The following is a 20,873-nucleotide window of genomic DNA, read 5'->3' as shown; positions in this document are numbered from 1 at the left end:
GCATGGTGCGGCGCTACGCTGCCGGTGCGTCGTCCATGTTACTGGTTGCTGCGCGCCGCGATGTATTGCGTGGGGTCGGCGCGCAGCGCGGCATAGCGTACCAGCGCGTCCCCCAAGGGAGGCATCAAGAGGCCGCGTTCGGTGCCCAGCGCGCTGTACACGGGCCGGATCGGATGCGTGCCCTGCGCCGCAGCCGGCCGCTCCTCGAAGCGCTTGGTATCGACACCGGCCGCTGCCGCCGCCATCAGTGCCAGTTCCGCCCGGTCACGGCGCTGCCGCTGGTCAGGTGGCGGATGCCCTTCTCCTTGTCGATCAGCAGGTCAAGGCAGGTGTGGACCAGGTCGGGCACGTAGGTGGGCGAGACGGTCGTGTCGCCGGCGGCCGTGAAGGGGCGTCCCGCGCTCAAAGCGTCGAGTGCCCGCGTCACGAAATTGTAGCCGTCCCACGGTCCGAAGAAGGCGCTGGTGCGGATCACGAGCGCATCCGGGTCGGTCGCCATGACGCGCTCTTCGGCCTCTGCCTTGCTGCGGCCATACACGCCGAGTGGCGCCACCCGGTCCGATTCGACATAGGGCCGGTCGGACCGGCCGTCAAATACCAGGTCGCTCGAGAAGGTCACGAAGCGCAGCTCGTTGCGCACGCAGGCCAGCGCCAGGATGGTCGGCGCCAGCGTGTTTTCGCGCCGGCAGCGCAGGGCGTCGACCTCGGCCTGGTCGACCTTCACATAACCGGCGGCGTTGATGATGGCCCATGGCCGGTAGCGGGCGATGGCAGCTTGCACCGAGGCCGGATCGGTGACGTCCATTTCGGCGCGTGTGACGATGCGGTAGGCCAGGTTGCGGCGCTCGCACATGCGCGCGAAGGCGCCGCCCAGCGTGCCTGTGGCGCCGGTGATCAGGATCGGCTGGACGACCTTGTCGCGCCCGAAGCGCAGCAACCGCGTCATGTCGGCCAGCGCCGCCGGGGTGCCGATGGGTTTCACCAGCAGGCGTTCGGGACGGCGCCACCAGCCTTCGCCCTGCAGCACCGGATTCGACAGCGGACGGCCGCTGGCCAGTTCGCGCATCATCTCGGCCACCGCGGTGGCGCGCGGCTCCGGACCGCGCACGTCGAAGGGCCCCGGTTCATAGTAGCCGCGGCACTCGGTGACCAGGCAGTTCCAGTCGTAGGACCCGAGCAGTGCCCAGACGGTGACGGCGCGGATGTCGGCGCCGTTCATCCGTTCCTGCTGCGCCGCGTCCCAGATCTCGAGCAGCCAGCGCAATTGGTCTTCGCGGTTGGCGTCGATGTGCGCCTCGGTGACGGCAACGGGCAGGCCATAGCGCTCCCATACTTCGCGCAGCAAGGGGCCGATGCCGGGCGTCGGCGTGGCCAGCACGCGCGGCGTTTCGATGTCGGCGTAGGCCTGGCCCTGGTAATCGTGGTGATAGTGCTCGGGATAGCGGCCGGCGCGGTGATCGAGCCAGCGCTCGCTGGTGGCGTAGTAGTTCACGCCGATGACGTCGGGCGGGCAGGGGTTGTCGCGGAACCAGAGCAACTGCTCCTGGTCGATGCCGGTGCCGGCCAGGTAGTCCCACAGCGCGTGCTGCTGGTCGACCAGCCCGCACAGCAGGTCCCAGGTCAGCCAGCGGCGCTCGTTGAAGAAGTTCACCAGCCCCGTCATCGGCTCGGTGCCGTAGTTCTTGCAGATGTCGTCGGTCTGCACCAGCTTCGCCTGCGGATTGACCGCGCGAATGGCGCGCATTGCCAGCACGGTGCCGCGGCACTCGTTGAGCAGGGCCTGTACAAAAGTCAGGTCATCCTTGCCATGGGGGTACCAGACGCCATACAGGCCGCTGAAGCGCGCGGTGGTCAGCGGTTCGTTGACCGGGGTGTAGTACTCGACCCAGGGGTAGCGCGCGGCGACGGCGCCGGCGTAGGCGGCCAGCTTGTCGGGAAAGTCGGGCGATACGAGGCTGGTATGGCGCGGACCGCTGCCGTGGTGCAGCAGGCCGACGATCGGGGTCACGCCCAGTTCCTGCAGCGCCGGCAGGCGCGCGTCGGACCAGCTCCAGTCGGCGTCATTCAGGTCGCCAGGCGCGGTGCGCTCCCACAGCACCGGATAGCGGATCGCGCTGACCCCGAGCGAGGCGAAGCGCTCGATATCGGGCAGGCGGCCGGCGTGGCCATTGCGGTCCATCTGGCTGAAATACTGGTCCTGCACGCGGTTGACGGTGCATTCGAGTCCGCCCCAGAGTGCGACCGGCTGGTCGCGGTGATGTGAAGGTTGATGCGTCATGATAGGGGCCCGTAGCTAAATCCAAAGGACAAGCTTAGGCAGGCCCGGCAAACGCAGTCTGTGAAATGGCGCACTTAGCGGCGACACATTTCGACATTTCTTCAGGCCGGCACGCCGCATCGGTGTGGTCTGTCGGAGCGCATGCCGCAGCGCTGTCGGCACCTGCACTGCCCGCGCTCCATGCACTCCTACATGCAGTATGCGATTACCTGGAGGCTTCTTCGTGCTCGATTTCGTCGATGACGGTCGCTTCGATGCGGCGGTCCGGAATCAGCCACATGACAGCTACTCCCGCATACACGGCAAAGCCCAGCGGTGGCGAAAACCACGACAGCACCACCCCGGCCACGTACAGCAGGATCGACAGGCGCCCCTTGCGGTCGTCGCCGATGGCGCGGGCGAGCGTCGCGTTCTTTGGATGGTTCGAGGTCAGTCGCCGCGCCAGCAGGGAATAGGCAACGGCGCACATGAACAGCACGACGCCGTAGGCGAGGGTGGGCGCCATCTCGAAGTGGTTCTCGCCCATCCAGGCGCTGACGAAAGGAATCAGCGAGAGCCAGAACAGCAGATGCAGGTTCGCCCACAACACGCCGCCGCTCACTTCATGCACCGCGTGCAAAAGGTGATGGTGGTTGTTCCAGTAGATGCCGACGTAGATGAAGCTGAGCACATAGCTCATGAAGACGGGCCACAGCGGGAGCAAGGCCCGGAAGTCGGGATCGTGCGGGACTTTCAGTTCCAGCACCATGATCGTGATGATGATGGCGATGACGCCGTCGCTGAAGGCTTCTAGTCGGTTTTTACCCATTCTTTCTTTTTGCCGATGCCGGTTCTTGATTAATCTTATCTGGTGCTATGTAATTTTGATTAAGTTTCAAGGTTTCTCCGTTGGTATCCTCTAAGAAAACAGTTATAAAAATAATCCTCTCGTTACCAGTAGCGGTTATAGGAATGGCTACATTAATATGTTTTTCAGTCTTACCTCCCGGGAAAACGATTACATTACTAATTAGCTGTTCGTAACGCGGGGTGCGCTTATCGGTTGTGCTTGTAAAAGCTTGCAAGGTTGCGTTGTATACTGCATTCGTATCGTTTCGTAATTGAAACGGAACCGATACGATATCACCTTTTGCACTTAGTGTTCCAAGCTCAACGGATAACTTCCCTGACTCCAGTGACTTATAAAGAAGATTGTCATCTTTCTGATAGAACGAAGGTATGGTCCAGCCAATTGTTTTTATGGGCGCTGCGGCAACTGCTGTTGGCTCAGGAGCGGTGAAAGCGTTATTGATCGCCACGTACCCGAGATAGCACACAGCAGGAAGGACTATAAACACGCCTACTAAAAACACTCGTTGCATTGCGGTTGGCGGAACATCCTCAAGCTTCGCAACGGTAACTCCTTTAGTTTCTTTGGAAACAGTTTGAGTAATATCATCTGGTTTAAAAACACCGTTTTCAACAACTAAGAGCATTGTAATTTCATCTGAAGGAGCGATGCGTGTCATTTTGAGGCGATTTCTATCAACAGTCGCATCGGGGCTATTGGCGCCAAGTAACTCGTACTTTAGTGATGGATTAAGCGTTACATCAATACTCTCTTCAGTTTTGAATCCACGATTGAATACCGTGACCTCAACAAGGTGTCCTTTGTCACTAAGTTGATTATAAGAGAATGTTCTTGGAACAAATACTGTAAGTCGGGGGCGACGAATCCAGCCAAGAAGGGCCGCTAATAATAAGCCGCCAACTAATGTCAAAACTATTGAGATTGGGTTGAATTGCATAGGTTGTTTTATTTGGCAGTTTGTATGAGTCTATTAACCGGGGCGTCAGAAACAGAATTATTAGATCGAACCGTATAAGCAATATTTTTACTGGGGCGTGTCCCAGTAGATGCAGATGCAGGAGCAGACGAAGCTGAGTGCGTAGCTCATGAAAACGGGTCATAGCGGGCTTAAGACCCGGAAATTGGGGTCGTGCGAAAATCCGGTCCCAGCAACTGTGATCGTGATAATGGTAGCGATCATGCCGTCGCTGAGAATTTGCAGTCGAATTCTCTCATTTTAACGAGTGCAGAAAATATAGATTATTATAATCTACACCGAAGTTGCATGTATTTAATTCTCTGAATTCGCCTCACTGACAAAAGTTACTAATCTCTGGCGCCAAACTACCGGGTCCTCGCCTTCGCGGGTCTTTTTGTTTTTCAATTCTTCAAAATCAGCGTCTGAAATTGGGGATCCTGCCAAAAACTCAATTGCGTAACGGATGGTGTATTGCGTATTGGGTGTGGTGTCGGCAAACAGCAGTAGGCCGCGCAAGGCCATGTCATACTTTTTTCGACGTGGCTCTTCTACAGAAAGAGCTTGTTGCAAAAGAAAATCCGCAGTTCCTCGGTACGAAATCTCTGGCCCCCCAAACCTTAATCGGTTAGCTTCGTCATGTAGACCACATGCAGCACAAATGTTTGCGGATATCTCAGATTGATCTAGTGATGGCCCAGCAAAACCAACTAACCTCCCGAGAAACCCAATACGTGCAGCCATCAGAAATGTACTAAGAACAGCAGCAAGTGTGCCTAGAATCAGCGGTAGCAATGCAATGTCTAAAGGGTTGTTCGATTTTGAGCTTTCAGCAATTGCTTTTACACCAGGCGCTCGTACTACTACAGTAGGTTGTCCGTTTTGGGATGCGAGCGCTGTCAAAAACGAGACCTTAACAGCATCACCAGGGTTTAATAAGTCTGCCCTTATATCGATCTGATGTTGCGTTTTCTCTTCGGCCAATTTAACTCCAGGACTTGCTTCCGAGGCCGCTTCGCTTAATTCACCGAACTTTAGACTAACTTGAATCAAAGTCTGAGCAACCTCTTTCTTGCCGTCGTTTCTTACTTCGACTACGAAGATGCGTTTTGAGCCACTAGCGTTTGAAAGAGCCGGACCACCTACTACCGAATATGAAAGTTCCGGCTCTTTTGTAGTAAACCAGTAGGTGGCGACTCCAGCCACGACAGTAAAAATGCCTGTAAGCACCGCTGTGATAATTGCTGTTTTCGTCGATTCGGTCACGAAGTAGTCTTTCTTGCAAAGTAAAAAAAAGTCTAAAAATTATAAACATACGATTGCATTTGATAAAAAAGTGCAATCAAGCTGGATTTAGGTTCGACCGAGCCGCATCCCTATCCAGATCACCGACTTCGTCGCGCCCGAGATCACCGCGCCTAGCATGCGATGAAGAAGTCCGGAATCGCTGACATGGGCTGCGGAATGGTCATGATGGAGCTGCTCTTCCTGCAATATAGCCGAGATGGCGGCGCTGGCGTGGGGATCGGTGGTGCCGATGGCCAGGAGCTGCTGCTCCAGGTGCCGCAGCACCACGCGCGCCACCGCCACGGTTGCGATCGCAATTGAGCGCACGCCCAGCAAACCGGTGACGAAACCGAGCAGGTAGCCGCCCACGCCGCACAGCCAGTAGCTGCGGCAGCGCGGCAGGTCGCGGCGCGCCAGTTCGCTGGCGAAGAGTGCGCGGTGCCGCTCTTCGTGGGACTTGAATTCGGCCAGTTCGGAGACCAGAATACGCGCGCGCCAGCCTGCCGCAGCGAGCTGCCCCGCGTAGATGTTCACGGCGCCGTGCTCGCCGGCGTGGTTAACCTTCATGATCCGTCCCGCGTCGACGCGCAAGGCATGTGTGCTGTGCAAAGCTGGCTCCTGGCAGGTTCGGCATGGCGGAGCGAGGTGCGCCGCCGCCGATGCGCCATCCTACCTGCCTTTCACTCTTCGATAAATACCACCGCCGTCCGCGCCGGAATGCGGAAGCCGCCCGTGCCACTGTCGAATGCAGCATCCACGGCGCGCTTGTCGGCAGCCGTGCTGGCGCGGTGCACCGGATGCAGGCGCAGGCGCTTGCCGACGGCCTGCGGATCGCTCACCACATGCGCGGTCTTGTCGACGTTGATGAAGTAGCGCAGGCCCGCAAAGCCCGCGCCCGGATAGCCGCGGCCGTCGAGGTGGGCGGCAATCACGATCGGTTCCTGTTGCGAGCCCACATTGAAGAAGCGCAGGCGCTCTGCCACCTCGCTTGCCGTGCGCATCCGGAAAAGCGTCGAGCTGGCGCGGATCTTCAGCAGGTCGCGGAAGGCGTCGCGCGTAAAGGCGATGTCGGCAGGCGTCGGCCGCAGCGCCGGGCTGACCAGCAGCGGCTGGAACAGCGGCCAGTCTTTCGCATTGTCCGGCGCCGGCGGCAGGCCGCTGCCGAAGTGATTGGTCCGGTAGGTCCAGTCGAGGCGGTTGAAGGCGTCGCCGGAATTGAAGCTGTTACGGTCCAGGGACTTCGAACGCAGGATGTCGACGCCCGCATGGTAATAGGCGACGCCCTGGCTGAAGGCGTTGATCGCCAGGCCCAGCACCTGCACGCGCGCGCGCTCGGCCGTCGACGTCGCCAGCGGCAGCTTCAGGGCATTGGCGTCGTACAGCGTCTGGTTGTCGTGGTTCTCGATGTAGTTCACGACTTCGCCTGGCTGGCTGGCGTAGCCCGCCGGCTGGTCGCCATACGGGATGTCTTCCAGCCTGCGCGTGGTGTCGTCGAAGGTCGTGAGCCGATAGCTGCGCAGCGTGCCGGCCAGGCCGATGCGCACCATGTCGGCGCTGCGCAGCAGGTCGCTGCGCGGACGGGTACCGGCGAGGGCGTTGGGGTCGTAGACCAGGCCGTTGATGTAGCCCTGCTGCTTGACGACGGCCTCGCCGCCGTCGCCGGCGCCGCCACCGCGCGCGGCGTCGCGGGCACGGTCGCTGAAGGTGCCGATGCCGCTGCCGTTCAGGGACAATTGCGAAGCCTGCACGAAGCGCGCGCCGTTTGCCACTTCGCCGAAGTTCCAGCCTTCGCCGATCAGCTGGACGTGGCGGCCGGCTGCCCGGTCGACGCGCGCGCCCAACTCCTCCATCGCCGCGCGCGGCTGGTGGCCCATCAGGTCGAAGCGGAAGGAATCGATGCGGTAGTGCTTCGCCCACAGTTCGGCCGAGTCGATCATCAGCCGGGCCATCATGGTGTTTTCGGTCGCGGTGTTGTCGCAGCAGGTCGACCGGGCGATGGCGCCGTTCTCGTCGAGGCGGTGGTAGTAGCCGGGCACGATGCGGTCCAGGACCGACTTCTCGTTCTGGCCGGCGATGAAGGTGTGGTTGTAGACCACGTCCAGCCCGACGCGCAGGCCAGCGCGGTGCAGGTGCATCACCATCTCGCGGAATTCGACGATGCGGCGCGCGCCATCTTGCGCGTCGCTGGCATAGCTGCCTTCGGGCGCGTTGTAGTGGTAGGGGTCGTAGCCCCAGTTGTAGCAGTCCGCGTGGGCCGTCTTCATGACCAGCGCCTGCTGCTCCCCGCTATCGGGCGCGCCCTGCGCTCGCGGGACCACGCAGTCCTTCTCGGGCACGCTGGCGATGTCGTACACGGGCAGCAGGTGGATATCGGTCAGCCCGGCCTGGGCCAGCGCCCGCAAGTGGCGCATGCCGTGCGAAGCGGTCTCGCCAAAGGCCGCGTACTTGCCGCGTTTATGCAGCGGCACCGAGGGGTCGTCGCGCGAAAAATCGCGCACGTGCAGCTCGTAGACGCTCATGTCGGTCTGCGCCTTGACGGTATCGGGCGAGCGGTGCGCATCCCAGCCGCGCGGCTTGAGGGCAGGCGAAGCAAGGTCCGCGATATAGCTGCGTTTCGAATCCGTCGTGAGGCTGACCGAATACGGGTCGGTGACGAAGTTGCGCACGAGGCCGACGCCATCGGCCACCACGTCGACGACGTACCGGTAGTAGCGGCTTGATAGGTCCTTCGGGACCTGCACGCTCCAGACGCCGCTGGCAGTGTCGACGTCCAGCGGATGGACGGCACGCGCGCGGCTGCTGCCCGTGTCGTAGACGCAGACGGCCACGTTCCGGGCGGTCGGCGCCCACAGCCTGAATGCGGTGCCGCGCGCTGTCGGGGTGGCACCCAAGGCGGGCACGTCGCGCGCGGCGCTGTACAGGTCGTCGAGGCCGCCTGCGCTTTGCAGGCGGGTGGCGGCCAGGACGATCCCACTTGCTGTTTCGCGCACGAGCACGAGCTGTTCGCGGTGCAGTTGCGGCAGGCGCGCGAGGTCGGCCTCGCGCACGGCCAGCACCGGGCCGGGTTCGACATGCCTGAAGCGCTGCGCGGCCACGGCCGGCACCTCGCCCGTGAACAGGTCGAGCTCGATCGCCCCTGCCGCGCCCTGGACCGGCGCCCCGGTGGTAGCGGCGATGGTGCCGCCAGGCGAGTGATACAGGCGGAAGCGGCCTTCGCGCGCCATGCCCGGCCAGCGCGCCAGGCGCCGGTCGAGCCAGACCGCGCGCCCCGCTCGCCGGCCCGCCTGGCTGGAGCAGGGTAGTAAACGAGGGCGTGTCGCAGGCCGAGAGTGGCACGCTGGCAGCGCAGGCGGAGCCTGCAAGGACGGACAGGGCAAGGCAGGCGTATCGGATCATCGGCAGCAGGTTCTCGTAGTTGTGCTACATCGGAGCTCGCCAACAGGCGGCAAGCAGAGGAAATTTGCTCAATTCCGATGTAATTCTACTAGACCCTGATGCCGACGCGGCAAGCTCGGCGGTGAACTGGCACTTGGCCGAAGGAACGGTCGGAGCTGCAGCCGCCGATACTCGGGGAAGTAACCGACGTGTCGGTCCCGGGGCTCAGTGCAGAATAGCCTCGCCATAGATGCGGCGCTGCTCGGGCCGGCGCAGCACGCGATAGGCCGTATCGAGGCGCACGCCGGCTTCGCACAGCATGCGCGCTGCGCGGTAGGTGCCCTGCGATTGCATGAGCTTGATCGACTCGTCGATCAATCTGGCGGTTTCATAGTCGCGGCGCGGTCTCATGCGACTACTCTACGCCTGATTTCCCTTTCGCGTCTTACCCGTGTTGCATGCGCGCCGCCCGGCCTCATCGAAACAGGGCGATCGGGCTGGCGGGTGCCGCCACCAGGCTGTCCGGCGCCTTGCGCGCTTCAGCCTCGTTGAAAACGGCGCAATACACGGTGTTTCTGCTGAGCATGTTCTTCTGCTCGATATTGGCGGGCCGGACCACTGTCTCGCCCTGCGTGACCAACAGCTCCTGGTCCTTGCGCGGGTAGCACAGCATCACCTCCCTGATCGTCCCCATGAACGGGCGCAGGTACCAGGGCAGGACTTCCCGCTGGGCCCGCTTGACCGCGGCAATGCTGGCGCCGATGTCGGCAAAGCGCAGCCCATCGGCCGGCAGCGTCGGGACGAAATAGTATTCGACGACGATCGCCCCCTTGGGCTTGTTAGTCAGGATCGCGACCTTGTCCTTCAGGTAGGCCGGGTCCAGCACCATGGTGAGGAAGCCCTCGGGGGAAAGGGCCAGTTTCCGATACGTGGTTTCGCCCTGCAGGAAGACTTCCAGGTCCGGAATCGGCTGCTGCGTGCGCGCCGACAGGATGCGGATCACCATATCCATCCTGCCGTCGCCGGCCTTGCGCAGGCGCGTCAGGAAATCGTAGGCTTTTTCGTAGGGCATGAGTGCGGGATCGCGCACGCCACGCACCTGCACGGTTTGCACGGGCGCCTCGTCCGCGCTGTTCGTTTCCGTGGCCGGGGTGGCCTCCGGTGAAGTCGCCGGCGGCTGCGCGCTGCCCACCGTGGCGGCCAGCGCCAGGGCCAGCGCGGCGGGAATCAGTATCTTCTTCTTCATTCCTTCCTTTCTCGTCCTGCGACGATCGAACAGATGGGCGGCGCGATGCTTCACGCCGTGGTGTCCAGGTACTTGTCGAGCAGGCCAGCCGGCTGGTAGCTGTCGATGCCTTCGAAAAGCCGGCGGCGATGACGGCCTGCGCCATCGGGCCGGGCCTTTGCGGGTGCAGCATGCAGGGGCGGAACACGGCGAAGGGGTGTCCCCGCCGGCGGCGCGGTAGGGCACGGCAATCGTGAGCGCCAGCGCCTTTGAAGCGGCACTACGCACGTCGAGCACGATGGCGTCCAGGCGAACGCTCGGCAGGCCGACGACATCCTTGTAGGCCAGTACCGATACCTGCGCATTGTCTTCCATGCGCTCGAGCCGCTCGCGGGCCTGTTCGAACGGGCAGTCGAACAGCGTGACGGCCTGGCGTTTGCCGTTGGGCAGCTGGTGCAGCAGGGTGGTATCGAGGATGCCGCCCTCGCAGATCATCCAGGTCGCGAAGCCCGCCGCCCAGCCGGCGCAGGCAGCGGTGGCGTGCAGGGCCGCGGTACGCGGGTCGTCGCGCGGCGCGGCAGACTGCGGACGTTCGAGCCGGACGGCATGCGCCAGGCGCCGCATCGTCTTGTCGGCCGTGGCCAGCACGCTGGCGTCGCCCGCCTCGTCGAACAGCAGGTCCAGGATCGGCGAGAGCGGAAGCAGGACGCCGTTTTCGCGCAGCAGGCAGACCATGGAGGTGGCGAAGGCTTCCGGTATCTGCGCCAGGAACTCCGGCGGCGCGGCCTCTTTCAGTTCGTCGTAGCTGTACCAGGCGAAGTCGTCGCGGGTATAGCGGCAGACGACGGCGCCCACGTAAAAGCACAGCAGGTAGAGGAAGGTCTGGTTCTCCTGCTTGTTGATGAAGGGCGTGTAGTCAGGCCGCAGCCGCGTGCGCATCTGGCGCAGCAGCATGTCGATCCGGCCCAGGCTGTCGGGCGTGAAGTCGAGGTTCGCCTGGCCGAGGGCCTTGCGAAACGCCAGGCCGCCAGGAAAATCGCCGCCGGAGGTGAAGGCGTGCAGGTATTGTTCTGCAATGTGGTTGACGGGCATGTCTTCCTTGTTTATCGGTGGCGCATGCCGCCGTCAGCGCCTGTCGGGATAGGGCTCGCGGTAATTGTCCTTGAGCGCGATCTTCGCGATGTGGTGCGGGGTGTGCTTGAAGAAGGGCTTGCTCCTGCCGTCCGAGATGAAGAAGAAGTACTCGCCGTACTCGTTGCGCGCGTAGCGCTGGATGCGCAGCAGCGTCGTCGTGTTGCTGCCCTTGTCGTGGAAGGTTTCCTCCGTCTCGTCGACGATGCGCGCACGGCTGCCGTCGAAGCACAGCTCCGGATTGCCTGCCTCGACGACCAGTTGCCGGAACTGCTCGTCGACAAGGGGGCGGATGCTGAAGTCGTCCCCACGCCGCGCCCTCTTAATGTTGAGATAGAGAGGAAAGCCGAACAGGACCGCCACGAAAAGGAGCTTCAGGATGGGAAACAAGGTCGTCATATCGCCTCCGTGCGTGACAAGCACTGCGCCTTGCGTTGTCAGGCTTTCGCCGTCGCCGGCGCTTTCGCCGCGTCCGTGCCGCGGTAGTAGTCCACCATCCGGTAGCGCTTCGCGTACAGCCCGAAAGCCAGCGCCGCCAATAGCGCAAAGGCGGCAAAGAAATACATCTGGAAGGCGATCACGCCCAGGCCGGAACTGGCAATCGTGCCCAGCACCGCATCGTTCTTCACCGCCGCGTTCACCACCAGCACCCACAGGTTGCCGACCGTGACGGCCAGATACCAGAGCGCCATGATCACGCCCTTCATCGACGCGGGCGCCTGGCTGTAGGCGAATTCGAGGCCGGTCGCCGAGACCAGCACTTCGCCCATCGTCAGCAGCGCGTAGGGCAGGATCTGCCAGGCCATCGAGGTGGGCGTGCCTGCGTCCATCGATACCTGGATGGTGCCGATCACGAGCCAGGACAAGGCGGAGAACGCGATCCCGGCTGTCATGCGGCGCAGCGGCGTCGGCGTGAAGCCGACTTTCTGCAGCAGCGGGAACAGCACCAGGTTATTGAAGGGGATGAGCAGCATCACCAGCATCGGGTTCAGCGCCTGCATCTGGGCCGGCAGCAGCGTGACTTCCAGGCCGAAGACGGAGAAGGTGGTGATCATCGAATTGGCCTGCACCACCCAGGTCGAGGCCTTCTGGTCGAACAGCGACCAGAAGGGCGTGACGAGGGCGAACACGATCAGGATGCGCAGCACGGCGCGCACGCCGTCGACGGCTTCGGCCGGGTGGTGGCCGCGCGCGATCGAGCTGCATGGCGGTACCGATGCCGCCGAACGCAAGCAGCAGCACGAGCGCCATGCAGGCGGCGATGACAAAACCCCATTGCGGCGTCATCGCCAGCGATACCACCGCGCCGAGCACGCCGACCACGGCCACGGCCAGGCCCGGGCGGCTTTGCCCCGGTGCGCGTGCCAGCAGGGCGGTACGGGCCACGCGGGTGAAGGAATCCGGGCTGGCCGCGCTCGGCGGCACGTGCACGTATTTCTTCTTGCCGCTCCAGAGCACCATGGTGGCGATGAACATCAGGATGCCGGGAATGCCGAAGGCGACGGCCGGGCCGTAGTCGCGCAGGAAGACCGGCATCAGCAGCGACGCGAAGAAGGAGCCGAAGTTGATGATCCAGTAGAAGGCGTCGAAGACGAGCTTCGCTTTGCCCTTGTTGGTCTGGTCGAACTGGTCGCCGACAAAACTCGCCACCAGCGGCTTGATGCCGCCCGAGCCCAGCGCGATCAAGCCCAGGCCGAGATAGAAGCCCTGGACATTGTCTTCAAAAATGGCCAGGCAGGCATGGCCCGCGCAATACACGAGACTGAGCCAGAACACGGTGTTGTACTTGCCGAAAAAGCGGTCGGCCAGCCAGCCGCCCAGCAGCGGGAAGAAGTAGACACCGATGACGAAGGTGTGGAACACGTGCTTGGCTTCGCCCGTGCGCTCGGACTCCGGCAGGAACAGCAGCAGGGTCGAGATCAGGAAGGGCGTCAGGATGTTGCGCATGCCATAGAAGCTGAAGCGCTCGCAGCCTTCGTTGGCAATGATGTAGGGGATCTGGCGTGGCATGCGCCCGCTTGTTGCAGGTGTGGTCGGCTGGCTCATGGCGGCATCGGATAGAGGAATCAACCCGGGATGCTATGACGGTGTTTCGTTCTTTGCAACAGGAAAATGGCGGCTCGACGGGCGCCACCAGTGCTGGTGCGTAGTTTTGCTACTTCATGCATTGCGAATGCAAACGATGTTTGCATATAAGTGATTGAATACAAAGGAAATATGGCGTATTTGGCTGTTTTGCCGCAGATTGTAAAATCGAAAAACCTGCTGTATATTGCGTAAAAATCACTCCACCGGATCCTTGCCATGACCCAGACTTCCACGCACAACAATGAGTGGTGGCGCGAAGCCATCATCTACCAGGTCTACCCGCGCAGCTATCTCGACACGAATGGCGACGGCGTCGGCGACATCCCCGGCATCACCGCGAAGCTCGACTACATCGCCGGCCTGGGCGTGGACATCGTCTGGCTCTCTCCCTATTTCAAGTCGCCGATGAAGGACTTCGGCTACGACATTTCCGACTACTGCGACGTCGACCCGCTGTTCGGCACCCTGGCCGACTTCGACGCGATGGTCGCGAAAGCCCACTCGCTCGGCCTGAAGATCATGATCGACCAGGTGATGGCGCACACGGCCGATGCCCACCCCTGGTTCGTCGAAAGCCGCTCGAGCCGCGACAATCCGAAGGCCGACTGGTATGTCTGGGCCGATGCGGCACCGGATGGCAACCCGCCGAACAACTGGATGTCGGTCTTCGGCGGCTCCGCCTGGCAGTGGGACACGCGCCGCAAGCAGTACTACATGCACAACTTCCTCGTCAGCCAGCCGCAGCTGAACTTCCACAATCCGGAAGTGCAGCAGGCGCACCTGGCAGCATTGCGCTTCTGGCTCGCGCGCGGCGTCGACGGCGTGCGCATGGACGCCTGCAACTACCACTTCCACGACCTGCAGCTGCGCAGCAATCCGCCGGCCACCCAGCGCGACACGGCTTCCGTCACCGACGTCAACCCTTACGGCATGCAGGCGCACATCTACGACAAGACGCGCCCCGAGAACATCGCCTTCCTGCAGAAGGTCCGTGCGCTGCTGGACGAATTCGGCGCCGTCTCGATCGGCGAAGTGGGAGCGGACGACGCGCTGGCCTGCATGGCCGAGTACACGGCCGACGGCGACAAGCTGCACATGGCCTACAGCTTCAACCTGCTCACGCCGCAGTTCACGGCGGCCCACATCCGCACCCAGGTCGAGCAGTTCGAAGCGCGTGTCCAGGGGGGCTGGGCTTCCTGGTCGGTGGGTAACCACGATGCGATCCGCGTGGTGACGCGCTGGAAGGGCGAAGATGCGCCAGCCGCCTTTGCCGCGATGGTGCTGGCGATGCAGCTTTCCCTGAAAGGCACGCCTTGCCTGTACCAGGGCGACGAGCTGGCGCTGCCGGAAGCGGACGTGCCCTACGAGCTGCTGCAGGACCCCTATGGCATCACCTTCTGGCCCGAGTTCAAGGGCCGCGACGGCTGCCGCACGCCGATGCCATGGACGAACGAAGCACCGAACGCGGGCTTCACGAGCGGCCAGCCCTGGCTGCCGGTGGCGGCGCCGCACCTGACCGCTGCCGCCTCGGTGCAGGAGGCAGATCCTGCCTCGAGCCTGAATGCAGCGCGCCGCATCATCCATTGGCGCCGGAACCTGCCGCAGCTGACCCGCGGGGGCATCTCCTTCTTCGATGCGCCGGAACCGGTGCTGGCGCTGCGCCGCACCCGGATGGCGAACCGACCGTGCTGGCCGCCTTCAACCTGTCGAACGCGCCGGTCAGCTTCGACTGGCCCGAGAGCGCGGGTGCCCGGGACCTGGCGGGCCACGGCTTGCCGGGCGAGGCCGCGGGCGGACGCGTCACGCTGCCGGCCTACGGCGCCTGGTTCGGCGTCTGGGCAGCGCCGCCTGATGGGTAGCCAGCAGGAGCCGGAAAAGTTCGGACGCACCGCGTTTGCCGACGGTCCGCGCCTGCTGGCCGATATCGGCGCGACGCACGCGCGCTTCGCGCTGCAGACCGCACCCGGCATATTCCGGGACGTGGCCGTGCTCAGGTGCGAGGATTTCGACGGCATCGTTCCGCTCCTGCGCAGCTACCTGGCCCATCACGTGAGCGCGCCGCTGGCGGGCGGCCCCGGGCTGGCGCTGCAGCACGCGGCCTTTGCGGTCGCCAATCCGGTCAACGGCGACCAGGTACGCCTGACCAACCGTGCTGGGAATTCTCGACCGAGGCGCTGCGGCGCGAACTCGGTTTGTCCACGCTGCTGGTGGTGAACGACTTCACCGCGCTGGCAATGGCCATCCCGGTGCTGACCCCCGCCGACCTGCGCGGGTAGGCGGCGGCAAGCCGGCGGCGGGGGCGGTGATCGGCGTGCTCGGTCCCGGTACCGGCCTCGGGGTATCGGGCCTGATTCCAACCGCCGACGGCTTTGTTACCCTGGGCAGCGAAGGCGGCCACGTCAACTTCGCCCCCAGCGACGAGCGCGAGTTCGCGATCCTGCAGTTCGCCTGGCGCGAGTGGCAGCACGTATCGAACGAGCGCCTGATTTCGGGGCCGGGCATGGAGCTGATGTACCGCGCACTGGCCGCGCGCAATGGGATACGGGCGTCACCCCGTTCGGCGGCAAACATCATCGCGGGTGCGCTCCACGACAAGGACCCGCTCTGTCTCGAGGTGCTGGACGTCTTCAGTGGCATGCTCGGGGGCGCGGCCGCCAACCTGGCGGTGACGCTCGGTGCCTTCGGTGGCATCTTCATCGGCGGCGGCATCGTGCCGCGCATTGGCGAGTGGTTCGCGCAGTCGCCGTTCCGTGCCCGCTTCGAGGCCAAGGGGCGCTTCTCGGACTACCTGGCGAGCATCCCGACTTACGTCATCACGACGCCGAACCCCGCCTTCCATGGCGTGGCGACCATCCTCTCGGAACACCTGCGCGGTCGCAGCGGGGCCAACACCCTGATGGAGCGCATCAAGCACCTGCAGCATGAATTGACCCCCGCCGAACAGCGCGTGGCCACGCTCGTGCTCGAGCAGCCGCGCCTGGTGCTGAACGAGCCGATCGCCGATATCGCGCGCGTGGCGGAAGTGAGCCAGCCGACCGTGATCCGCTTCTGCCGCTCGCTGGGTTTTCTCGGCCTGGCCGACTTCAAGCTGAAGTTCGCCAGCAGCCTGACCGGGGCCATTCCCGTGCGCCACAGCCAGGTGCGCACGGGCGACAGCACCCACGACCTGTCGGCCAAGGTGATCGACAACACGGTATCGGCGATCCTGAAATTCCGCGACGGGCTGGACGTGCACCAGCTCGAGCGCGCCATCGACCTGGTGGGCCGCGCGCGCCGCGTCGAGTTCTACGCGATGGGCAATGCGCGCGTGGTGGCGCTCGACGGCCAGCACAAGTTCTTCCGCTTCCGCATTCCCACCGCGCTGTACGGCGACTCGCACCTGTTCACGCTCGCCGCCGACCTGCTGGGGCCGGGCGACGTGGTGATCGCGATCTCCAATTCGGGACGCTTGCCGGAACTGCTGCAGGCGGTCGATATCGCACGGGGCCACGGCGCCGACGTCATCGCCATCGGCAACAGCCAGTCGCCCCTGGCGAAGAAGGCCAGCGTCTGCCTGGCGGTCGATCACGCCGAGGACAGCACCAGCTTCCTGTCGATGATCTCGCGCATTTTGCAGCTGCTGTTCATCGACATCATGGCGGTGGGGCTGTCGGTCGATGGGAAGGAGGACAGTGCGCAGGAGGGCACAGCCCAGCAGCGCCGGCTCCTCATTTCGCATCTGGGGAGTTGATTTCGCCGGCACCCCGACCGCAAGCTACGGTACGGGCGCCAGCTCGCTGAGGAGCAGTTCAATGACGGTTTCGATGTTGTAGGGCTTGGTCACGAAGTGGTAGAGCACCCCGCGATCAGCCAGCAGCTCAGGCGGCGTGTAGCCGGAAGTCAGGGTGAGCCTGACCCGCGGGCGCAGCTTCCGGAGTGCGCTCGCCAGTTGCAACCCGGTCATTCCAGGCATCATGACGTCGGAAAAGACAGCGTCGATTTCCCTGTCATGTTCGATCGCCTGCAAGGCGGCCATCGCAGAATAGACGACCGTCACGGAGAATCCGTGCGCGAGCAACAGGGCGCCGGCCAGGTCGGCCACGTCGCGCTCGTCGTCGACCACCAGTACCTTGCAGCGCAAGGCTTCAGGCAAGGCGCCCATGGGATCAGGCTGCGGACGCATCGGGTGCATTCGCCGCGTCCTGTGCCGACCGGAAACCGACTGGCACGAGCGGCATGATGACGGTGAAGGTCGTGCCGTCGCGCGCGTTCGACGCGACGACGATCTGCCCGCCATGCGCATGGACGATTTCGCGCGAAATATACAGGCCGATACCGAGGCTGGTGCGCTCGATGTAGCCGCCATCGGCACCGTTGGCACCAACGTTGGCGGCGATGCGGACCATCGGGTCGAACACGCTCACGATCTTGTCCGCCGCAATCGGACTGCCCTGGTTGTTGACGGCGATCGAGACGCTGTCGCCGCGGTCTTCCACACGAACCGTGACCGGCACGTCCGGTGCGCTGTACTGGATGGCGTTGCCGATCAGGTTGGACAGCACCTGGGCGAGACGGCTCTCGTCGAAAATGGCATCCAGCCTGGGCGGGATATCCAGCTCGATCTGGCGCTCGGGGTGGTAGGTCCGCATCTCGTCGGTGACTTCCGCGCATACCGCCACCAGGTTGCCCTGCTTGACGCGGATCGGGATGCCTGGGCCGAGGTGGGTGCGCGTGAAATCGATCAGGTCGTTGATCAACTTGCTCATGCGTTTGGCGCTGTTGAACATGCGGGTGGCCACGAGCACGTATTTCGGCGGAATGTCGACGGCCTGCATCAGGAAGCTCGAACCGGTCACCACGGTCCCGAGCGGATTGCGCAGGTCGTGTCCCAGAATTGCGAGGAACATGTTCTGCGACTGATTTACCATGAACTCGTACCGTGCGACCGACTCGGCCAGTGCCTGGTCGACCGCTTCGTTGAAGCGCGTGACGTCGACCATATGGGAGGCTTTGGTGATCCCGATATCGGCTGTCCAGAGCGTGAGTACGCTCGAGCGCAGGGCGCGGTATTCGGATACCAGCTGGACGACGGTGTAGCCGGACAGCAGTCGCGCTTCCGCATGCGTTTCAGCTGCCGTATCGTCTGGCCCCCGTTTGCCCAGGCCTTTCGCCTTGGCGTCCCGTTCGTGCGCGCTTTGCGGGGTTGCAAGGTCTTTGGCGAAGGCCTGCAGCATTTGACGGGCATGGTCGCGCAATTCCGTGTCGTCCATTGTCAGCGCGGGAGGCTCGATGGTACGGGCAAAATCTTCCCACGCCTGCAAAATCGATTCTATATTGTCATGGATGAATTCACTGAGTGCATATTGCGTCATGTATTGTTAAAACCTCTGGTATGCCCCGATTCGGCGAGCCGCCTCCAGCAGGGTTTCCCCATCTTAACAGGCATTTCTCGGCGATAATCGGCCAATCACGAAATGCACACCCGGTAAAATGAAATCCGAAATGATTAGGATAATCGGGAAAATCCCTGTATCTTTCTTCAGGCACTACATCAAGTCGTTGTGATTGTTGGTCTTTCTTTCCCGTCTAGCCTTTTCGGCTGTCCTGTTTGATTTCCTCCGTACACCCTATTTGGTCGAATGTGCAATCTGGGCGCTATTGCCCGTGCAAATTTAAAGGAATGTAAAATGACTACTCAAACCGGCACCGTAAAATGGTTCAATGACGCCAAGGGCTTCGGCTTCATCACCCCTGACGCAGGCGGCGCGGACTTGTTCGCCCACTTCCAGGACATCCAGTCGCAAGGCTTCAAGAGCCTGGCCGAAAACCAGCGCGTGTCGTTCGAGCGCTCGACCGGTCCAAAAGGCGAAAAAGCTGGAAATATCTGCCCCATTTAAATAGCCATAGCTAAACAAGGCGCGCACCACGCAGATAGCGTGGGCGGAGTTCTTGTCTGGTGCTAGACAGATTCGCAGGGTAATGGCCTTTTTCGCTACCCGGTAAATCTGTTTAAAAAAAAACGCCCGGTGCATTGCATCGGGCGTTTTGTTTTACGGTTACATATACGCACGTTTGATTGATTGATTGGCACTGGCGGCGCAGGGCGGCATGCGTGCCTGTCGCAACAAGCCGGCGACATCATGTCCGAAGGGCAGAAAAGCTTGTTGTCCCAATTGCTGGATATTGCTAAAATGCAACTCGCTCAGCTTTCGGGTACCACCTTTTCTCTTCGACTCCATGGATCTCATCCTTATTGCCATCGCTTCGGCCTTTCTTGCATTCTTGTTCAGTTACGCGCTTCACACGAAAATGAGCGCGAACGCGCGGCGCGACATCGCCAAACTCGACGCTACCGTGCGCGACCTTGAAAAAGCCGTCCACCTGACCGAGCGTACGGCTCTCGACGAGAGGAACCAGCTCGAGCTGCGCCATCACGAGGCCCTGAAACAGGCCAGAAGCGAGTCCTTCAGCGAGGGGCATGCTGCCGGTCTTTCGGATCGGGAAAAGGATTACCTGGTCGAGCGCATCAAGCTCGAGTCGGCGCACAAGTCCGAGATCGTGACCGAGCGCGACAAGGCAGCCGCCGAGGCGCGCGAGTTCGCACGACGCGAGTTCGAAATGCAAACCAAACTGTTCAGCGTGTCGATCCGGCCCTATGTTCGCATCGTCAAGGACGAAGGCTTCTTCACGAACGACTACGAGACCCAGACGGGGTATCAATACCAGTTGCTCGTCAACGGGATACCGGCATTCCAGCCGCATGTCGTCATCGAGTCGAAAGAAGAGGCAAAGAGCGTCAATGACGACAACATCAAGTATTTGATCGACAAGGCAACGGTTGCGGCAAGGACGGCAATGGAGATGTACGTTGGCGGAGTCGGCCCGCATGCGAAATTGACCGACGTGCTGGTCGACAGGGTGGCCAAATGAACGCTATCGAGGGCACATTCCGGCAAGGACGGCATTCATGGTAGCGTTCATCAAGACGGACTGGTCGAGCGAACTCGACCAAGTGAAAACCGCCATCGGCGAGGTTGTGGACAATAATGTGAGCCCGATGATCAGCGGTGCGATCAGCCAGGCCAGCGGTGAGCTCGGAACGATCGTGCGGGATGCGAGCGCCGAGCTGCAGCTCAACATCAAGGTCCTGTCGCAGGAAATCCACGATCAACGCCGCATGACCGGCGACGAGATCCGGGCACTGATCGATTATGCCGCCGAACGTATCGCGAGCACGGTCGATGAGCGCCTGGCGGTGGCGAAGAAGGAGGTATCGACCCTTGTGATCGACAAGATCGAGCGGGTGAAAGCCGAGCTGGAAGACGCGGCAATCCGCAGCCGCAAGACGCTGTATTTCAATGTCGCCGTATCGATTGGTGCCGCTCTCGCCATGGGCGCGATCGGTGTCGTGTACCGGAAGATCACGCTGAACGAACTCGACGTCTTTTCGCTGTTCAGGGTAGTGCTGCTGTCGACTGCGACAGGCACCGGCCTCTTCGCCGCACTGAAACTGCTCAATTCGTGGAATGTGCTGAACAAGCACAAGAAGAACGTCACCACGATCGCGCTGAACTACGTCGGCGTCCTCCGGCCCAATGGGGCATTGCGCCTGCTGGTGCTGTCGGTACTGCTTGCCTGTGCCTGGGGCGTGATCACCTTCTACCCCTTCTGAATCCAGGACCGGTATGGCAAGGCGCCGGCCTGG

16 protein-coding genes and 3 pseudogenes are annotated in these 20,873 nt (G+C 62.3%); 5 read left to right on the top strand and 14 right to left on the bottom strand.

The annotated features are described in order from the left end of the window. Nucleotides 1-38 precede the first annotated feature (38 nt). The 11 genes and pseudogenes from G4G28_RS26830 to G4G28_RS20105 all read right to left on the bottom strand — a co-directional run bounded on the left by G4G28_RS26830 (nucleotide 39) and on the right by G4G28_RS20105 (nucleotide 13,111). On the bottom strand, nucleotides 39-245 hold the full coding sequence (locus tag G4G28_RS26830) for a hypothetical protein (protein WP_229507740.1): 207 nt from the start codon (nucleotides 243-245) through the stop codon (nucleotides 39-41). Next, the gene (locus G4G28_RS20150) at nucleotides 245-2,278 is read right to left on the bottom strand and encodes a sugar nucleotide-binding protein (RefSeq protein WP_229507739.1); all 2,034 of its coding nucleotides are present in this window, start codon (nucleotides 2,276-2,278) and stop codon (nucleotides 245-247) included. The genes G4G28_RS26830 and G4G28_RS20150 overlap by 1 nt, the downstream gene beginning before the upstream one ends. A gap of 205 nt (nucleotides 2,279-2,483) precedes the next feature. Further along, complete coding sequence (locus G4G28_RS20145; RefSeq protein WP_182989650.1) at nucleotides 2,484-3,086, bottom strand: TMEM175 family protein; 603 nt, start codon at nucleotides 3,084-3,086, stop codon at nucleotides 2,484-2,486. Then, nucleotides 3,079-4,065: a hypothetical protein gene (locus G4G28_RS20140; protein WP_182989649.1), complete on the bottom strand. Its 987-nt coding sequence runs from the start codon at nucleotides 4,063-4,065 to the stop codon at nucleotides 3,079-3,081. The genes G4G28_RS20145 and G4G28_RS20140 overlap by 8 nt, the downstream gene beginning before the upstream one ends. Nucleotides 4,066-4,398: 333 nt before the next feature. Continuing rightward, nucleotides 4,399-5,349, bottom strand: coding sequence for a hypothetical protein (locus G4G28_RS20135; protein ID WP_182989648.1), 951 nt, complete (start codon nucleotides 5,347-5,349; stop codon nucleotides 4,399-4,401). An 87-nt stretch (nucleotides 5,350-5,436) separates the two neighbouring features. Then, nucleotides 5,437-5,961, bottom strand: a complete 525-nt coding sequence (locus tag G4G28_RS20130; protein WP_229507738.1) for a demethoxyubiquinone hydroxylase family protein — start codon at nucleotides 5,959-5,961, stop codon at nucleotides 5,437-5,439. A gap of 89 nt (nucleotides 5,962-6,050) precedes the next feature. Then, complete coding sequence (locus G4G28_RS20125; protein WP_229507737.1) at nucleotides 6,051-8,594, bottom strand: alpha-1,6-glucosidase domain-containing protein; 2,544 nt, start codon at nucleotides 8,592-8,594, stop codon at nucleotides 6,051-6,053. Nucleotides 8,595-8,970: 376 nt separating this feature from the next. Beyond that, a complete protein-coding gene (locus G4G28_RS20120; protein WP_182989646.1) occupies nucleotides 8,971-9,156 on the bottom strand; it encodes a hypothetical protein in 186 nt (61 codons plus the stop codon). Nucleotides 9,157-9,220: 64 nt separating this feature from the next. Further along, nucleotides 9,221-11,062 (bottom strand): hypothetical protein, encoded by a 1,842-nt coding sequence (locus G4G28_RS20115; protein WP_183107753.1) that lies wholly within the window; start codon nucleotides 11,060-11,062, stop codon nucleotides 9,221-9,223. Nucleotides 11,063-11,095: 33 nt separating this feature from the next. After that, on the bottom strand, nucleotides 11,096-11,500 hold the full coding sequence (locus G4G28_RS20110) for a hypothetical protein (protein WP_182989642.1): 405 nt from the start codon (nucleotides 11,498-11,500) through the stop codon (nucleotides 11,096-11,098). Between the two features lie 38 nt (nucleotides 11,501-11,538). Next, nucleotides 11,539-13,111: pseudogene (locus G4G28_RS20105) on the bottom strand (oligopeptide:H+ symporter). 294 nt (nucleotides 13,112-13,405) lie between these two features. Here G4G28_RS20105 and G4G28_RS20100 point away from each other — a divergent pair. Together G4G28_RS20100 and G4G28_RS27640 are read left to right on the top strand one after the other, a co-directional pair. Next, nucleotides 13,406-15,048: pseudogene (locus G4G28_RS20100) on the top strand (alpha-glucosidase family protein). After that, nucleotides 15,041-16,919: pseudogene (locus G4G28_RS27640) on the top strand (glucokinase). Before G4G28_RS20100 ends, G4G28_RS27640 begins: the two co-directional pseudogenes overlap by 8 nt. 24 nt (nucleotides 16,920-16,943) lie before the next feature. On the opposite strand, the gene G4G28_RS20090 reads toward G4G28_RS27640, so the two are convergent. Both G4G28_RS20090 and G4G28_RS20085 read right to left on the bottom strand, forming a co-directional pair. After that, nucleotides 16,944-17,330, bottom strand: coding sequence for a response regulator (locus tag G4G28_RS20090; protein ID WP_229507736.1), 387 nt, complete (start codon nucleotides 17,328-17,330; stop codon nucleotides 16,944-16,946). Nucleotides 17,331-17,334: 4 nt separating this feature from the next. After that, the gene (locus G4G28_RS20085; protein ID WP_182989638.1) at nucleotides 17,335-18,540 is read right to left on the bottom strand and encodes a sensor histidine kinase; all 1,206 of its coding nucleotides are present in this window, start codon (nucleotides 18,538-18,540) and stop codon (nucleotides 17,335-17,337) included. Nucleotides 18,541-18,855: 315 nt separating this feature from the next. Here G4G28_RS20085 and G4G28_RS20080 point away from each other — a divergent pair, with 315 nt between their 5' ends. Continuing rightward, nucleotides 18,856-19,065: a cold-shock protein gene (locus G4G28_RS20080; protein ID WP_182989637.1), complete on the top strand. Its 210-nt coding sequence runs from the start codon at nucleotides 18,856-18,858 to the stop codon at nucleotides 19,063-19,065. 159 nt (nucleotides 19,066-19,224) lie between these two features. On the opposite strand, the gene G4G28_RS20075 is transcribed toward G4G28_RS20080, so the two are convergent. Then, nucleotides 19,225-19,407, bottom strand: a complete 183-nt coding sequence (locus G4G28_RS20075; protein ID WP_182989636.1) for a hypothetical protein — start codon at nucleotides 19,405-19,407, stop codon at nucleotides 19,225-19,227. A 70-nt stretch (nucleotides 19,408-19,477) separates the two neighbouring features. Here G4G28_RS20075 and G4G28_RS20070 point away from each other — a divergent pair, with 70 nt between their 5' ends. Then, a complete protein-coding gene (locus tag G4G28_RS20070) occupies nucleotides 19,478-20,098 on the top strand; it encodes a hypothetical protein (RefSeq protein WP_182989635.1) in 621 nt (206 codons plus the stop codon). Nucleotides 20,099-20,135: 37 nt separating this feature from the next. Further along, a complete protein-coding gene (locus G4G28_RS20065) occupies nucleotides 20,136-20,840 on the top strand; it encodes a hypothetical protein (protein ID WP_182989634.1) in 705 nt (234 codons plus the stop codon). The last annotated feature ends 33 nt before the right edge of the window (nucleotides 20,841-20,873 follow it).

The sequence above is a fragment of the Massilia sp. Dwa41.01b genome, assembly GCF_014171775.1.
Classification (GTDB): Bacteria; Pseudomonadota; Gammaproteobacteria; order Burkholderiales; family Burkholderiaceae_D; genus Telluria.
This window is presented reverse-complemented; position numbering and strand designations above follow the sequence as displayed.

Bases quoted from the DNA above. Each gene is read 5' to 3' on its own strand.
- G4G28_RS20085 (WP_182989638.1), bottom strand. From the start codon at position 18,540: ATGACGCAATATGCACTCAGTGAATTCATCCATGACAATATAGAATCG.
- G4G28_RS20115 (WP_183107753.1), bottom strand. From the start codon at position 11,062: ATGCCCGTCAACCACATTGCAGAACAATACCTGCACGCCTTCACCTCC.
- G4G28_RS20080 (WP_182989637.1), top strand. From the start codon at position 18,856: ATGACTACTCAAACCGGCACCGTAAAATGGTTCAATGACGCCAAGGGC.
- G4G28_RS20110 (WP_182989642.1), bottom strand. From the start codon at position 11,500: ATGACGACCTTGTTTCCCATCCTGAAGCTCCTTTTCGTGGCGGTCCTG.
- G4G28_RS20065 (WP_182989634.1), top strand. From the start codon at position 20,136: ATGGTAGCGTTCATCAAGACGGACTGGTCGAGCGAACTCGACCAAGTG.
- G4G28_RS20075 (WP_182989636.1), bottom strand. From the start codon at position 19,407: ATGGAGTCGAAGAGAAAAGGTGGTACCCGAAAGCTGAGCGAGTTGCAT.
- G4G28_RS20150 (WP_229507739.1), bottom strand. From the start codon at position 2,278: ATGACGCATCAACCTTCACATCACCGCGACCAGCCGGTCGCACTCTGG.
- G4G28_RS20070 (WP_182989635.1), top strand. From the start codon at position 19,478: ATGAGCGCGAACGCGCGGCGCGACATCGCCAAACTCGACGCTACCGTG.
- G4G28_RS20090 (WP_229507736.1), bottom strand. From the start codon at position 17,330: ATGGGCGCCTTGCCTGAAGCCTTGCGCTGCAAGGTACTGGTGGTCGAC.
- G4G28_RS26830 (WP_229507740.1), bottom strand. From the start codon at position 245: ATGGCGGCGGCAGCGGCCGGTGTCGATACCAAGCGCTTCGAGGAGCGG.
- G4G28_RS20120 (WP_182989646.1), bottom strand. From the start codon at position 9,156: ATGAGACCGCGCCGCGACTATGAAACCGCCAGATTGATCGACGAGTCG.
- G4G28_RS20145 (WP_182989650.1), bottom strand. From the start codon at position 3,086: ATGGGTAAAAACCGACTAGAAGCCTTCAGCGACGGCGTCATCGCCATC.
- G4G28_RS20140 (WP_182989649.1), bottom strand. From the start codon at position 4,065: ATGCAATTCAACCCAATCTCAATAGTTTTGACATTAGTTGGCGGCTTA.
- G4G28_RS20125 (WP_229507737.1), bottom strand. From the start codon at position 8,594: ATGGCGCGCGAAGGCCGCTTCCGCCTGTATCACTCGCCTGGCGGCACC.